This window comes from Pseudobdellovibrionaceae bacterium (assembly GCA_019637875.1).
Lineage (GTDB): Bacteria > Bdellovibrionota > Bdellovibrionia > Bdellovibrionales > Bdellovibrionaceae > JAHBUW01.
In genome coordinates this window covers 189,064-202,869 of the sequence record JAHBUW010000006.1, presented here as the reverse complement: position 1 = coordinate 202,869, position 13,806 = coordinate 189,064, and the positions used below count along the sequence as shown (strand labels likewise).

General features: G+C 58.0%; 12 protein-coding genes. 6 read left to right on the top strand and 6 right to left on the bottom strand.

Going from position 1 to position 13,806, the window contains the following annotated elements; translation table 11 throughout:
• Positions 1-25: 25 nt before the first annotated feature.
• Positions 26-2,173: a PAS domain S-box protein gene (locus KF767_09780; GenBank protein ID MBX3018166.1), complete on the bottom strand. Its 2,148-nt coding sequence runs from the start codon at positions 2,171-2,173 to the stop codon at positions 26-28.
• 242 nt (positions 2,174-2,415) lie between these two features.
• Here KF767_09780 and KF767_09775 point away from each other — a divergent pair, with 242 nt between their 5' ends.
• Positions 2,416-4,227 (top strand): PAS domain-containing protein, encoded by a 1,812-nt coding sequence (locus tag KF767_09775; protein ID MBX3018165.1) that lies wholly within the window; start codon positions 2,416-2,418, stop codon positions 4,225-4,227.
• 19 nt (positions 4,228-4,246) lie between these two features.
• Here the strand turns inward: KF767_09775 and KF767_09770 are convergent, their stop codons facing one another.
• The 4 genes from KF767_09770 to KF767_09755 all read right to left on the bottom strand — a co-directional run bounded on the left by KF767_09770 (position 4,247) and on the right by KF767_09755 (position 7,858).
• Complete coding sequence (locus tag KF767_09770; protein MBX3018164.1) at positions 4,247-4,888, bottom strand: response regulator transcription factor; 642 nt, start codon at positions 4,886-4,888, stop codon at positions 4,247-4,249.
• Complete coding sequence (locus tag KF767_09765) at positions 4,885-5,436, bottom strand: phage holin family protein (GenBank protein ID MBX3018163.1); 552 nt, start codon at positions 5,434-5,436, stop codon at positions 4,885-4,887. The genes KF767_09770 and KF767_09765 overlap by 4 nt, the downstream gene beginning before the upstream one ends.
• Positions 5,437-5,688: 252 nt before the next feature.
• Entirely contained in the window at positions 5,689-7,371 is a 1,683-nt protein-coding gene (locus KF767_09760; protein MBX3018162.1) for a DUF642 domain-containing protein, read from the bottom strand.
• Between the two features lie 112 nt (positions 7,372-7,483).
• Entirely contained in the window at positions 7,484-7,858 is a 375-nt protein-coding gene (locus KF767_09755) for a VOC family protein (protein MBX3018161.1), read from the bottom strand.
• Between the two features lie 173 nt (positions 7,859-8,031).
• Between KF767_09755 and KF767_09750 the strand changes: the two genes are divergently transcribed.
• From KF767_09750 to KF767_09740, 3 genes are all read left to right on the top strand, one after another.
• Positions 8,032-9,123: a hypothetical protein gene (locus KF767_09750; protein MBX3018160.1), complete on the top strand. Its 1,092-nt coding sequence runs from the start codon at positions 8,032-8,034 to the stop codon at positions 9,121-9,123.
• A gap of 59 nt (positions 9,124-9,182) precedes the next feature.
• Complete coding sequence (locus tag KF767_09745) at positions 9,183-10,082, top strand: hypothetical protein (GenBank protein ID MBX3018159.1); 900 nt, start codon at positions 9,183-9,185, stop codon at positions 10,080-10,082.
• 71 nt (positions 10,083-10,153) lie between these two features.
• Positions 10,154-10,690: a hypothetical protein gene (locus KF767_09740; protein MBX3018158.1), complete on the top strand. Its 537-nt coding sequence runs from the start codon at positions 10,154-10,156 to the stop codon at positions 10,688-10,690.
• Positions 10,691-10,742: 52 nt separating this feature from the next.
• Here the strand turns inward: KF767_09740 and KF767_09735 are convergent, their stop codons facing one another.
• Positions 10,743-11,894, bottom strand: a complete 1,152-nt coding sequence (locus tag KF767_09735) for a Gfo/Idh/MocA family oxidoreductase (protein MBX3018157.1) — start codon at positions 11,892-11,894, stop codon at positions 10,743-10,745.
• Positions 11,895-12,158: 264 nt separating this feature from the next.
• Between KF767_09735 and KF767_09730 the strand changes: the two genes are divergently transcribed.
• Complete coding sequence (locus KF767_09730; protein ID MBX3018156.1) at positions 12,159-13,184, top strand: pirin family protein; 1,026 nt, start codon at positions 12,159-12,161, stop codon at positions 13,182-13,184.
• Positions 13,185-13,300: 116 nt separating this feature from the next.
• The gene (locus tag KF767_09725; GenBank protein ID MBX3018155.1) at positions 13,301-13,774 is read left to right on the top strand and encodes a DUF4383 domain-containing protein; all 474 of its coding nucleotides are present in this window, start codon (positions 13,301-13,303) and stop codon (positions 13,772-13,774) included.
• The last annotated feature ends 32 nt before the right edge of the window (positions 13,775-13,806 follow it).

The following is a 13,806-nucleotide window of genomic DNA, read 5'->3' as shown; positions in this document are numbered from 1 at the left end:
GCTCTGTCTAGGGTCAGCCTCCTGGTCAGTTTCCTGGGCGCTGGGCGGGGTCGGTCGGTTCTTCCAACCAGGAGATGAGCGCTTGTTGAAGGACGTCCATACGCACGGGCTTCGTGATGACGCCGTCCATGCCGGCCTGCATGCACTGCTCACGGTCTTGCGCGGTGGCATTGGCCGTGAACGCGATGATGGGCGTGCGTCGGCCGGTCCCGGTCTCGTGTTCACGAATCAAGGCGGTGGCCTCGAGTCCGTCCATTTCCGGCATCTGGCAATCCATCAAAATCAAATCGAACTGTGAGGTGCGGAAGACGTCGACGGCCTCGCGACCATTGGCCACGACCTGCGCGGAGTAGCCGAAACTTTGCAGCATCGACAGCACCATCATCTGATTCACGCGGTTATCTTCCGCCACCAAGATACGCGGCGCGCGATCGCGGGTCGTCGGTGCGGCGGGACTGGCGGGGCGACGATTCGTTTGGATCGGCGGCAGCACGCGTGCGGGGGATTCCAGAACCATGAAGGCGGGTTTGATCCGGACGGTAAAGAAAAAGCGCGAGCCCTTGCCGGGTTCACTTTCGACGCCGACTTGACCGCCCATCAGCTCCGTCAGCATTTTACAGATGGAGAGTCCCAGCCCCGTGCCGCCGTAGCGCCGGGCCGTTGAACCGTCGGCTTGCGTGAAGGGGCGGAAGAGCATCCGTTTTTGCTCGGGCGTGATGCCGATGCCGGTGTCGATCACGCTGAACTCCAACGTGCAGCCTTGATCGTCGCGGGATTTCAACGCCACGCTGACGCTGACTTTCCCGCTCGGGGTGAATTTGATCGCGTTGCCCAGAAGATTGAGCAGAACCTGACCGATGCGGGCGGGATCGCCGCGCAGCAGGGGCGGGATCGTCGGGTCGATGAAGGTCTCGAGGGTCAGGCCCTTATCGGTGGCCCGCGAGGTCAGTAAGTTCACTTGCGACTTCACGATCGAACGTGCGTCGAAATTGACACTTTCCAGATTCATCTTGCCCGCTTCGATCTTCGAGAAGTCCAAGATGTCATTGATGAGCATCAGCAAGTTCGAGCTCGACTCTTCAAGCGTTTTCACGAACTCTTTTTGCTGTTCATTCAAAGTCGAACGCATCAGCAGGTCGGTCATCCCGATAATCCCATTCAACGGAGTCCGAATTTCGTGGGACATATTCGCCAGAAATTCCGATTTCGCGCGGTTCGCGTCCTCGGCGATTTGGCGCGCGTTGACCAGTTCATCTTCGGCCATTCGCTGTTCCGTGATGTCTTGCGAGAATCCTAAAAGATACTTCTCTCCGTCGGGTAGGGAGATCGCGATTTTTTTGGTGCGCATTTGGCGAACCCCGTGATCGCGCGTTTTCAAGGTCTCTTCGATGTCCAGCGGTTGCATGGACTTCAAAACGTCGCGGTCGCAGCTGGTGAAGTGGTTGGCCTGTTCGGGAGTGAAGAAATCGGAATCGTTCTTACCGATGAAATATTCCGAAGGATATCCCACCAGTTTTGAACCCGTGCGATTGAAACGCACGAAGCGCAGGTCGGCCGAATCCTTGATGTAGATCATCATCGGGATGTTGTCGATCATGGCGTCGAGCAGGACCTGGCTTTTCTGAACGCTTTCTTCCCGATTGCGATCATCGGTCACGTCGCGGGCCGCGGCGTACATGACGTTGCCGATCGGCACCGATTTCCAAGAGAGCGTGCGGTAGCTTCCGTCTTTGCAGCGGAAACGATTTTCGAAAGACATCACCTGTTGGCCTTGGGCCTGACGTTTGATCTCGTGAATGGTTTTGTCCCGATCGTCGGGGTGTACGAACTCCAAGATGGGTTTCGCGCGCAGTTCGTCGACGCTGAAACCGAGCGTCCGCGAGAACGCGGGGTTGAGCTTTTTGAAGAATCCATCCAAGCCCGAAATACAAAGCATCTCCAGCGACTGCGTGAAGAACTGATCGCGCTCTTCTTCCGCTTTCATCAGTTGGGATTCGCCACCCAACGTGACGAGCGCGATGACGAACACGATTAAGGTCAAGATCGAGCCCATCACGATCATGGCCATGGCGCCGTTGATCAGCTCGATATGGGCGATACAAATCCCCACCACGGCGACGATGCCCATGACGGAAGCTAAGATGCCGAAGTTCTTGATCCAAAACGAGCGCAAGTTAGGACTCCTTCATTCCCCGCGCGGGGCCACCTCGGTTATCGGCGTGTTTTGTTCCGTCTTTCAGTGACGTTTTCTTCTCAAATCATTTTGTCGACGGAAGTCGAGCGACAATCGAGATAGAAAGAGTCGAGTTTCCCCCATTTGGGGGAAGCGGAAGTCTCCGTTATCCTTTGGTTTTTTTGAATAGGGAGAACGGCATTTTCGTGGCAATCTGACTGCAAAGAATCGGTGGTTCCTGCATGTTGCCCGTGTACGCGCTTCTCTCCATCATTACGCTCACCATGTGCGCATCGTTCGCGCTGATGGCGTACTCGTGGCAGAATCGTGGCGCGCCCGGAAGTCCCGCTTTCTGCGCGACGATGGCGCTGACCTTTATTTGGTCGACCTTCACGCTCTTCGTTCTGGTGACTCCCGACGAGGCCTTGATGGAAACGCTGATCCGTCTGCGCATGGCGGTCATTCTTTTCGCGCCACCGGCCATCGTTTTGATTCACACTCACGTCAATCCGCGAGCCGATCTTTACGGTCGGCCCTACTTGCAGGCGTTGCTTTTCGTGCCCTGCGTGGTGGCGGTCGCCTCATTGTTCGTGCCGTCGTGGTCCGAGTATGGATTGGTCGATTTCGAGAAGGTTCAATTGAAGACCCTCTCGGCATTGACGTTCACGCGCGGTCCGATCATGAGCTTTCAGCGTATTTACTCCATCTTGTGCGTCACCTACGGTTTGTCGCTGGGCGGACGGATGTGGTGGCGTGGTGATGCCTCGACCCGCCGCCAAGCTTTGTGGCTGATGGCGGGATCCCTCGTCCCCATCGCCAGTCACTGGGCGGGTATGGTGACCGGTTGGACGATCACCATGTACCAGTGGTCCGCGGCCCTCGGTTTGGTGGGCGCGCTTTGTTTCTCGATGGCGCTTTTCCGTTACCAGCTTTTGGATTGGGCGCACTTGGCGAAGAGCCAAGTCTTCGAACGCCTACCGGATCCGGTTTTGAAACTCGACAACGAAAATCGCCTGCGCGTTTTCAACACGGCCGCGCAGCGAGTCTTCGCGATCTCTCAGGGGCATGTGGGACAAGAGTGGAAGACGATCTCGACGCTGCCGGGGCCGGTGATCGACCGCGTCTCGGAAGAGATCTTGGCCATGCGCCAAGGGGTTGAACCGCGTCGGACCCTCGAGGTGATTCACGAAGCGGGGAGCTGGGCCGTTCATATCGAGTGCGCGCGCACCTGGAATCCTCAGGATACCGGGCTCTTGCTGAGCTTCTACGATTTGAGTGAGCGGAAAGCGCTCGAATCCCAGATCCGTGAGCGGTCCGTTGAACTCACGGACGCCAACTCACGGTTGGAAGAGCTGGTCGGTTTTAAGAACCGTCTGCTGTCGTTGGTGGCGCACGATCTGTCCGGCAACATCGGCACGATGGTCATGGTTTCCTCGGCGCTGCAAAGTAAGATCGAAAATGAAGTGGACGAGCCCGCGCGCAAAATGCTGCGGCTGATGGTGCGGTCCTCGGTTTCGGTCCAAGAGTTCTTTTCGAATCTGATCCAGTGGATCGCGAAACTCGATTCACGGATGGAGCCCCGTCTCGGAATCTGCGATCTGCAGGCACTGGTCGAAAAAAGCGTCGAGCAGCTGACGCCGATTCTTTTGGTGCAACGTCAGACCGTCGTGGTCACGGCCCCCAAAGTGGTTTTGATCGCCGCGGATCCGGACATGATCACCGCCGTTATTCGGAATTTGATCTCGAATGCCATCGGCGCCTCGCAAGCGGGGCAAGAGATCGCGGTCGGCATCGACGACGGTCCTTCGGAAGTCACTTTGTGGGTGAAAGATACCGGCGTCGGGATTGCGCCGTCGCGTTTGGCGCAACTCATTGATGGCGGGGCGTTGATCGATCGGGACGCGGAAGCGCCGGCTCCGGGCTTCGGCATCGGTCTGAACGTCTGTCGGGACTTCATCCACTTTCACGGCGGACGTTTGGCCGCCGAATCGACGCCCGGTTCCGGGAGCCGATTCTACTTCACGCTTCCGAAAGGCTCGAAGCCCTCGGTCTAAAAGGCGCGCGGACCTGGCGTTAGATCAACCCGGTGCGCGTCGCCCAGGCGACGATCTCGGCTGAATTTCGCGCGCCCAGCTTACGCAACAAGTTGCCTTTGTGCGTTTTGACAGTTTCCGGGGCGCAACCCAGAGTTTCGGCGATTTCTTTTTGGGTTTGTCCCGCGGCGACCAAACGCACGATCTCGACCTCGCGTGCGGTGAGGTTCGGCTTGAGCGCGGGCACGGGGTTCATGCCTTCTTCTTCGTTGGAGTTCGGAAGCGGGGGGCTCGTGAAGGGCTGGTTGTTGCGTAAAGCTTCCACGGCTTCGACGACGGATTGCAAGGGCGCCATCTTGGACAAAATCGCATCGACTTCCAAGCGACGGAGTTCGCGCTCGGTCTTGGGGTCCTGCACTTGAGTCAGCACCAAAATTTTCGTGGGGATCTGACGACTTTTCACTTCGCGGACGACGTCGAGTCCCGACGTCGATCCCAGAATCAAATCGAGGATCACCAGATCGGGGCGCTTGTCGTAGATCTGATCGAGAGCCGTCTTCGCGTTCGCCGCTTCGCCCACCCACGTGAAGTCTTTGAGGCTCGAATCCAAAGAGAGCTTCAAACCTTCGCGGAAGATCGGGTGATCGTCCACAACCAGGATGCGGGTAGCCAAAGAACTCATGGACGGGTCTCACTTTCGTTTGCGGAGGACGGCGTTTGATCGCCGGCACGTTGAGATTGAGCGAACTGCTTTAACAGTTGAAGCGCGATATCCTCAAGCACGTCCTTGAGTTCGCTTTGAGTCGAACGCGGAGGAGGGGGTTGAGCATTTACTTTATTCTCGGAGCTCGATGAAGCGATGAGGAGGCCAATGAGGCCCCCCAAAAGAGCGATCACGATAAGAATCGTCGCCGAGATCATGAGCCCCGAATAGGTGAGGCCCGCGCCCCGGTCGTACTGCAGACCCGCCTCAATAGCGAAGGTCACGATGGCCGCGAATGAAAAGGCCGCGGTCAGACTGAAAAAGGCACCGGCGATCGCCAGCTTGCGCCCCTTCTCGGCGGCGCGAAGCCCGGCCTCGCGCAGACGTTCGGTCTGTTCGCGTGCTTGACGGTCAAGAAAGGAGTGCAGCAAAAGCGTGAACAGGTTCATCGCGAATCCCGCTCCCGGCGCGAAGTCATCGAACCGAGCACGTAACCCAAAGCCAACGCTCCCAGCGCGGCGGCCCACGGGTGCGTCTCCACCCACTGACGGGCTTCGCGTGTCCAGTCCTTGAGGTTCTCTTGAGTCTCGGGCCCGAGAAGGTCACCGAGCGTTGCGTGGCCTTTTCCCCGTGTTCCTTCGCCTTGATCTTGCGACATGGATGCATTTTAGCGATGGGCGAGGAGCTTGGGAAGAACTTAAGTCGAATGCCACTGACTTTTTCATGGAAGAGACGTGGATTCCGATATCGATGCCTCAAATTTTAGGCAGACTCACATTTCACGGACAGCTCAACTGCGCTTGAGTGTTTTCGTTGACCGCGACTTCTTTGTCGCCGTTCAAACAGCTGTAGCGAATCGTCAACACTTTAACGATTCCGTTTTCGGGATCGCCATTCATGTCGTTGTTCGCGTTGAAGGAGCAAGAGGCTTTGTCTTCGCAGCGTGCGCGCACGAAGGTCGTGGTGTCCACGAATTTGTTTTTACCATAGCGAGCGGCAAGGATTTTGATTCCCGGGGCGGGGATCGCGCCGCCTAAGCACACGCGATCATTTTCACGGATCTCGCGGAAAACAACGTTGTCGATGTAGGCGCCGTTATTGTCGTCGCCACCGCCCTCCATCAGTTTCACTTTCATCCGGTTCGAGGTTCCCGAGTCGATGCGGCGTTGGTAGGTCAACCAAGCGCCCGTGTTCGGTGCGCTGACGGTATCCAGATGATCAAATTGAAAGTTGCCGTCGGTTTTCGAGGCCACGCGATAGACCAAAATCTGCGACGTATTTTGGCTGGTGCCGGGCTCGGTCGCGTAGTCGAAAAGATGACGGTAGCTCGTATTCGGTTTCACGGTGATCTCTTGGTGAATGGCGTCCACGCCTTGGTCCGCGTCGAGTTCGATCCAGTAGTTGCCGCCGCGGAACGAGAAGACGTTCGTGAAACCCGAATTCTGCAATTCGAACTTTTGGTAGGCCAGCCAGCCCGGGAGCGAGGTGAAGTACTTCCACCACGTTCCCGTGGTCGGGAGCGAAAGCCCGCTGACGTTTTCGAAGTCGCCATTGACGACCAGATTTTCGCCGTCGGTGGTTAGGGTCAAGTTGTCGGCCCCCGGTGACCGCCACCCCTCATTCAAAATGGTTTGCATTTGCGAAGTCGCTTGGCCGTCGCGGAAGAGCTCGCCCGAAGCATTGCAAGAAGCCGAGGCCGCGCTGGTGGCGGAACCCACTTTACGCCAGTAAAGCGCGGCGCTGAGCGAGGCCCCCGTGCGGTGGGTCTGGCGCAGACGCAGGCCGATTTGATCACCGCGACGGATGAAGATGTTCTGGTTCACGCACAGAAAACGTGTCTCGTCGATTCCCGTCATCGCCGAGATCCGTTTCACGTAGACCCCACTCGCGTCTTGGATCTCGAGTTCGACCTGACCCGAGGCCGCGACGGCGATCTGATAGGTTCCGTGGTCTTCCTGCGCCAGCTGCAGGTAAGATTCGTACATCACCGCGAAGCGCTCGCGCAGTTCGGTCCCGTCATCGCGCCGGATGGTGCCTTGGCCGCCGAGGTCGTATCCGAAATGGACGGGAAGGGCTTTGATGTCGAGTTTGGGCAAATAGATATTGAGATTCGCCAGGCGCACGTCCGCGCGGAAGAACCGGTCCAGCGAGGTCACGTCCTCGAGTTTTTGCTCTCGCAGATCCGCCAGGCTGAGACGAAACTTCGGAAGTTCGCCGGCTTGACGTGCGCAGAATTGGCCTTGGGTCGCCTGACCGGTCGGGACCGGTGTCGGTGTCGGCGTCGGCATCGGTGCGGGGGCGCCGTCGTTTCCGGCGGGGGGAGCTGACAGGTCGCCGACGCCACTTAAGCTTTGGGTCGCTTGTTCAAGATCGAAGTTTTGGCTGGAACCACAGTTTTGGAAAAAGAGAACGAGGCCCAGAATGGCGATGCCCGCACTGAAACGGCGTTGCTTCCGTGTCACGATTCCCCCTCGATCCGAGTTCTCAGTTTAAAGGGGGGGCGCTTGCGGCCGCCAAAGAATTGCACGGATGTCCCGAAGTTCGACGGGGATTTGGGATCCCCGTCTCAGTTTGTTACGCGTTCGCGGGCTTCATCAGCTTCAAAACATTCCCGTCCGGATCTTCGAAGACCAGCATGTGCCCCCACGGCTGTTCGGCCTCGCCCAGAATTTTACCGCCGGATTTGTGGATGCGGTCCCGATCGCCGCGGACATCGGTTGAATGCAAAGTCAGGGTGCCGCCACATTCTTGTCCGTGGTCGTTGCGCGGAGTTTTCGGAACGCTGCTGCCCTCCGTCCAGTGAAGGCCCAGACGCAAATTTCCCACGCGCATTTCGGTCCAGAACTCATGCGTATGTGAGACTTCCATTTGGAGGGCTTCCTTGTAGAAAGTGACCGCCCGTTTCATGTCTTGAACGTTGTAGTAGAAGTCCACGTATCCAGAAATCATCGGTGTCTCCTTGGCTCATGAAAAGATAAGTCTGACATCAATCGCGGACAAACGCATGGCCTGACGCGGGAATTCACGTTGTTTCGTCGAAAACGTAAATGTAACCTCGGGCCATGGGGCGCGAGCGGACTCAACTCAATTCAATCTTAGGGTCCGCCTTGCATGGGACGTCCTTGGCCCCCGATTTGACGTCGGAGGCGACGCTCGAACCCGACGAAAAGGGGCGTTTGTTCATCGGTCTTTTGAACTTACGGACGGTCGCGGAGCGATTGGGTGAACAGCACTGGCTTTTGACCGCGCAGCCCGAAAGTCACGACCAGCTTTTTTGGGAAAGTCTGGCGCAGTCCCGAAATCGCGAACTGCGTCCGTTGGCCGATTTGCCGGCGCTCTTCGAGCCTTTCGCCGTCTCGAGATTGAAACCTCTGGGAAAAATTCTTCGTGAAAACGCCCACGCGATCGTGCGCGAAAGCCTGCGGATGCCCGAGCCGGAGTATCGAAAGTTCGTGCGCGCGGCCGCGCAAGAGATGTGGGCGTTCTCCGAATTCGAAAGGGAGTGGCGGCCCGAGCGTGTCCGTATCGAGGACTCGCGTTCACGGCGGCTGGCCGAGCTGGGGCCGGGCGCCGTTTGGCCCGCCGTGCGTCCACTGCTTGAGGAGATTGTCTTGCCCGAGGGACTCTTTCGGGCATTCGACATGATGGACGACATTCTGCAACTGCAATATGAGCGCGATCTGATGATGGAGAACGTTCCGGAAACGCGGGAACGGATTTTTGAAAACTCGGGTGCCGGGGTGCAAACCTCTTACGCGACCGCCATGGTGGCGTTGCAAGCACTCGACATGCGGCCGGGCGAAACCTTGATCGATCTCGGGTCGGGGTATGGGCGCGTGGGAATTTTAGGCGGACTGTTGCGCGAAGACCTCCAATTCGTCGGTTACGAGTTCGTGCGCCACCGGGTGGAATGCTCGCAGAACTCCGGTGAACGGGCGGGACTGGGGCATGTTCGTTTTCACTGTCAGGATTTGGGCGATCCGGACTTCGAAATTCCCGCGGCCGCGGTCTATTATCTTTACGACCCTTTCAACGAAGAGACATATCGACGGGTTCTGCGTCGAATTCACGCCGTGGCCAGCCGCAAACCCGTGCGGGTCGTCACCAATGCCGACGCCGGAGCCTGGTTTCAGAAGTTCATGACGCCCGAACGTTGGTTTCCGCCCGAAATTCACGATGGCGGCACGCTTCGCATCTTCCGTTCTCGCGCGTAATTCACTAACTTCTGCGCATGCCCATTCGCGCCCTTTGGTTTTCGTTTATGTGTTCGCTCATGTCTTTTTCCGCCTTGGCTCAAGACTCCCTCGCCGAGGCGGGAGAGCCGGGAAAGCAGCACTATCGCTTCGGCTACGGTCACACCGAAGATCCGGCCCTCCGGATCGACGAGGGCTTTTTGTACGTCCCGTTTTACCAGACCGAGGGATTGACGCTCGCACTCGGGGGGAAATCACGACGCTTGGATTTCAAGGACGTGCCCACGGGGCAGGCCTTCCCGGCGCCGTCTTCGCTCGAAGACCGTGAGTTCTCTTTGCACGCGAGCTACCGGCAAGATGAAAACGCGGTTTGGGGACTCAATACGAACTACGGGTCCGCCAGCGATCGCCCCTTTGATGGCGGCGACGTCAGTGTCTTCGGCGTGACGCTTTCGCACCGCTCGAAGACTTCCGAAACGACCCAATGGATTTGGTTTCTGAACTACTCGAACAATCGCGTGATTTTGAACAACGTCCCGCTTCCGGGATTCGCGGCGACCTTTCACAACGAAGAAAAAACTCGCGGCGGGATGTGGGGATTTCCGTTCGTGATGTTGTGGGCGCGGCCGACGCCGAAAACCTTCGCGTCCGCGTTTTTGCTTTTTCCGGCGGCGGCGCGCGTGCAGGCGGGATATCTGTTCTGGGGACCTTTGCAGGTGAACGCGAAGCTTGAATACGGTCAGCAGGTGTACATGATCGCGAATCGCCCCCGCCGTGAAGATCGGTTGTTCGTCGAGGGCGCGCGCGGGCTTTTGACTTTGAAAGCTTATCTCGGCGCGCAGACCTTCTTTGAAGTCGAAGCCGGACGGGCGTTTGGCCGGTCCCTCTTTCAGGGGAGGAGTTCTTTCGAACGTGACTCAGGAAATTTGGATCTGCCGGATGAGAACGTCATCGCGGCTTCTCTTCAGCTTAGTTTGTAGGCTTTCTCAATTGGCTTTCCGGTTTTTGGTGAGGGTGGCGTAAAGAGGTTCTGAATGCTACGGAGGGCGCCATGCCTAGTCGTAAACTGATGATTCAAATTCACTTGGTCATCGCGGCCCTCTTTTTGCCGCTGATGTTAATGATGCCTTTGACCGGAACCCTCTATATTTGGGGCTTCAAAGGTTCCGATGAAAAAGTCGAAGCCTTCCGCGCGTCGGGTCCCGTGCCCGAGGGGAAAGAAGAGCAAGAGGCCTTCTTCCGCCAGAAGTTCAAAGATGCGGGCGTCGACTACGATTTCGAATACATCCGCGGGCGCGGCTCGGACTATACCTTCCGTCCCGTGACGAAGCTCTACTATACCGCGTCGGCATCGGGTGAAGAGATCGTCTTCACGAAGGTCGATCCGAGTCTTCTGCTACGGATGATCGAATTGCACAAAGGTCATGGCCCCACGCTCATGCGTTGGTACGAGTCGATCTTCGGGGTGTCGTTGATTCTGGTGACGCTTTCGGGACTGTGGCTGGCGTTCACCGTTCCCACGTACCGCAAAACGACTTTGATTTCTTTCGCGATCGGCGCCGCGGTGATCGCAGTCTGTCTCATCTAAAAAAAAGCCCTTCCCCGAATGGGAAGGGCCGTGCTGAGCCCCCACGCGCAAATCAGTTATGGGGGGTCGTAATATGAATCATGTTCTCGCGCCGGGGTTTGGGCGTCGGCGGTCGACGCATTTCTTGGCGTAAGGTCGGTCGCGCGGTTTTCGTCCGCGCCCGCAATTCGACGGGCCGACCCGTGCGGGCCGACTTGAGCAAGGCCTCGATGACCAACAAGTCGTTGTACCCTTCTTCGAAAGAGGGCTCGACCCGGCGGCGTTTCAAAATGCAATCCGAGAAATAAACGAGTTCGGGCGCGAACTGATCGCGCTTCTTAAATTCCCGGCGGGTCGTGCGGTCGCCAATGCCGACCTCCAGCTGCATGCCCTCGGCGTATTCGTAGCTGGAGTCCAAGCAGAGCCAACCTTTCGTGCCGACCACCTCGTAGTGGGCGAGGGCCGCCGCGCCGAAACTGCAGGTGAAGGTCGCGACGCGATTTTTCGGAAAGCGCATCGTGACCGCGACCATTTCGGGAACGTCACGGAAACGGAGGTCGCCTTTGATGGATTCGTTCACCGCGAAAACCGAAAGGGGTTCGTCGCGAAAAATCGAGCGGGCGGCGTTGATGCAATAGATGCCGATATCGAAAAGAGGTCCCCCGGCTTTCGCCGCTTGCAGGCGGATGTTCTCGGGATCTTCCACCTGCATCGTGAAGGTCGAGGTGAAAAGCCGCAAATCGCCGAGCTTGCCGGAATTCGCGATTTGCGCGGCGGTTAAATTCGGACGATCGAAATGCAGCCGGTAGGCCACCATGAGTTGCGCGCGGCTGCGGGCCAGGATCGGGCGAAGTCGTCGCGCTTCTTCGACGGTCGCGACCATCGGTTTTTCCGTCAAGACGTGGATGTGATGTTTGAGTGCGATCTCGATGAAGCGCAGGTGATCCGTGTTCGGCGTCGCGATGTAGACGGCGTCGATCTCGCCACTTTGGCAAAGGGCTTCGAAGCGCTCCATCTCGTAAAGGGCTTTGACCTTCAGTCGCCGTCCCCAGAACTTCAATTTGGCCGGATCTTCCGAGACGAGGGCCGTCAGTTCGGAGTTTTTGCGGGCATGTTTGAAGGCGGGGATCATCGCGGTCTGGGCGATATGCCCCAGGCCGACAACGGCGTAGCGGATCTTTTTTCGGGACGGGGTGCGTGGTGTAGGTCTTGTTTTTGTTTTCATGACGAGTCGGGTTTGCAATGGGGGTGCCCGGCCCTTTCAGGGCGAGGCGGTCGGGTTTTCTCCCAGAATGGGAGAAGGGGATCGTGAATCCACATTGAGGCGCGCCCCGATTCTGCATACAATAGATATATGAAGTTGCGGCGACGACATTTTGTGACGGGACTGACGGGACTCTTCGGGGCCGGCGCACTGGGAGCGTGGGCCTCTCTATCGGAGTCCGCGCGTCAGTTCTGGGGGGCATCCGCAACTCCGGTGGAGGTCGACATGAGTCAAGCAGCCAAGATCAAACAGAAGTTCGCGTTGGATTTTCAGTGGCGCACCCAAGAGCCCTTTCTGTTTTGCGTTCACCACAATGACCTTTACCCGAAAGGCGAGAAGAACTTTGGCCCCGACCCGAAGTTACTTGCGGGTCGGGACATGGGCCAAGATTTCGAAGGCAAAGACGGCTTCCGGATGTACCACGGTGAAGTCGTTCCCGGTTTCCCCGTGCATCCGCATCGGGGGTTTGAGACGATCACGATCGTGCGTCGCGGATACGTTGACCACGCGGATTCATTGGGCGCGGCCGGACGTTACGGCGAAGGTGACGTGCAGTGGATGACGGCGGGCGGGGGCGTGCAGCACTCTGAGATGTTCCCGCTTTTGAGTGCCGAGCGCGACAACACGATGGAGCTTTTCCAGATCTGGTTGAATCTGCCCCGTCGCTCGAAAATGGTGGCGCCACATTTTGCGATGTTCTGGTCCGAGAAAATTCCGAAGCTCGAAAAAGACGGCGTGGACGTGCGCGTGATCGCGGGCGCGTTCGAAGGGCTTTCGCCGCTCGCGCCACCGCCGGACAGTTGGGCCGCGGACCCCGCCAATGAGGTGTCGATCCTGCTCGTGAAAATGCGCAAAGATGCGCGCCTGACCTTGCCGGCGGCGCGGGGCACGGTGAACCGCACGCTTTATGTTTTCGAGGGTGAAGGGCTGAAAATCGCGGGCGACAACGTCAACACGCGCACGGGCGTGATCGTGGACGGCGGCGAGATCGCGATCGAGTCCACGAGTGAAGGCAGCGAGTTTCTGCTGCTTCAGGCGAAACCCATCGGCGAGCCGATGGTGCAGCACGGTCCTTTCGTGATGAATTCGCGCGAAGAGATCGTCCAGGCTTTCCAAGACTACCAGCGCACCCAATTCGGTGGTTGGCCGTGGCCGCGTTACGATATGGTGCACGGCACGGGCTTCGAACGTTTCGCGAAGTTCCCCGACGGCCGCATCGAAAAACCCGAGAAATCCGATCGTTCGGGGTAATTCCGCCCCGAATCTCGCCTGATCCTGACACTCTTCCTTTGGCGCTGGGCTTGCACAAATCTCGACCGTGGCCGCAAGGCCCGTCATTTGTTGTGATCCAACACCAAGGAGGAGTTATGCATCCGCAACGTTTCGCATTGTTCGGTGGGATTTTGATGCTCGTGATCGGCGCCGTCGCGTTGATTCCGGCATTGGTCGGCTCTAACGCAAGTTTACCGCCACTCATGAACGAGACCAGCTACGGTTTGTTCTTGGGATTTTTCCCGATGAACGTCTTCAATAAGATCGCGCTGATCACGTTCGGGATCGCCGGCATCGTCGCTTCGCAAATGAAGGGGACAGAGTTGCCGTCGTCGATCCGGTACTCACGGATCGTCTTCTTCGTTTTCGGGGCGCTGGCCGTCTTGGGTCTGATTCCCGCGACGAACACGCTGTTCGGCTACTGGCCGCTTTTCGGTGGCGAAATTCTGGCGCACGCCGCATTTGCGCTGGTTGGAGCGTATTACGGTTACGCGCTCAGTTCGAAAGTTCCCAAGGTCACTCGCGGTGGTCCCGAAGACTACCGCAGCCCCGCACACGGCGTTCGTTAACCCCCGAACGTCAGTGCCCACATCCCACCCGG

Bases quoted from the DNA above. Each gene is read 5' to 3' on its own strand.
- KF767_09730 (MBX3018156.1), top strand. From the start codon at position 12,159: ATGAGTCAAGCAGCCAAGATCAAACAGAAGTTCGCGTTGGATTTTCAG.
- KF767_09740 (MBX3018158.1), top strand. From the start codon at position 10,154: ATGCCTAGTCGTAAACTGATGATTCAAATTCACTTGGTCATCGCGGCC.
- KF767_09755 (MBX3018161.1), bottom strand. From the start codon at position 7,858: ATGATTTCTGGATACGTGGACTTCTACTACAACGTTCAAGACATGAAA.
- KF767_09770 (MBX3018164.1), bottom strand. From the start codon at position 4,888: ATGAGTTCTTTGGCTACCCGCATCCTGGTTGTGGACGATCACCCGATC.
- KF767_09775 (MBX3018165.1), top strand. From the start codon at position 2,416: ATGTTGCCCGTGTACGCGCTTCTCTCCATCATTACGCTCACCATGTGC.
- KF767_09745 (MBX3018159.1), top strand. From the start codon at position 9,183: ATGTCTTTTTCCGCCTTGGCTCAAGACTCCCTCGCCGAGGCGGGAGAG.
- KF767_09735 (MBX3018157.1), bottom strand. From the start codon at position 11,894: ATGAAAACAAAAACAAGACCTACACCACGCACCCCGTCCCGAAAAAAG.
- KF767_09725 (MBX3018155.1), top strand. From the start codon at position 13,301: ATGCATCCGCAACGTTTCGCATTGTTCGGTGGGATTTTGATGCTCGTG.